This window comes from Micromonospora sp. H61 (assembly GCF_018070325.1).
In the GTDB taxonomy this organism is placed as follows: Bacteria; Actinomycetota; Actinomycetes; order Mycobacteriales; family Micromonosporaceae; genus Micromonospora; species Micromonospora salmantinae.
Window position 1 is genome coordinate 1 of sequence record NZ_JAGPXY010000241.1, and the last position, 671, is coordinate 671.

The 671-nt window shown below is 68.6% G+C and carries 1 protein-coding gene; it reads right to left on the minus strand.

The features are described 5' to 3' along the window. Positions 1 to 436 (minus strand): IclR family transcriptional regulator (locus tag KBX08_RS33390; protein ID WP_210787731.1); only part of this gene is annotated, 436 nt, incomplete at its 3' end. Positions 437 to 671: the final 235 nt, after the last annotated feature.

A 671-nucleotide genomic window follows, 5' to 3' on the forward strand; every position in this document is an offset into this window, starting at 1 on the left:
ACAGCAGTACCTTGCCAACGGCCGTGCAGTGCGCGGGCAGCCGCAGCCCGACCCCGGAAACCATCCGGACGGGGTGCGTGCTGTCGAACTTCACCAGGTAGATGACATCGGCGCCGTCGAGCACCGCCACATGAACCGCCTCGTCGCACGCGGCAGCCACGTCCCGCGCCACGCCCTGCGCCTCGCGGACCAGATCAAGCCGGCCGGCGAACGCTGCGCCCAGCTGGAACAGCGGCATGCCGAGCCGATAGTGCACCGGCTGACCCGGTACGGAGATCAGGTACGCGCGAGCCTCAAGCGTCACGAGCAACTCGTGGACGGTCGTGCGGGGCAGATCGAGTCGCTCCATCACCTGGCGGGCCGACAACTGAGGGCAGTCCAGGAACAGTTCGAGGACGTCGAGCGCGCGGTTGACCGCCGGTACCACACGGGGCATGTCGATAGTCCCTTCGCAGCGCCGGACCCATGTCAACGATCTCCACACGGGCCAGCACCTGAAGAGGATATCTACGTCAGCCTCCGGCGCCAGGTGTCATCATCACCGCCCCCACCGGCGGAGCCGCTGCTGTCTGTCCGGATCGCCGCCCGCCCGAAACATCTCGGGCGGGCGGCGAGGGGCTCAGCTCTGGCTGACCAGGCCGGCGTCGACCACGTACTCCGCGCCATGCACG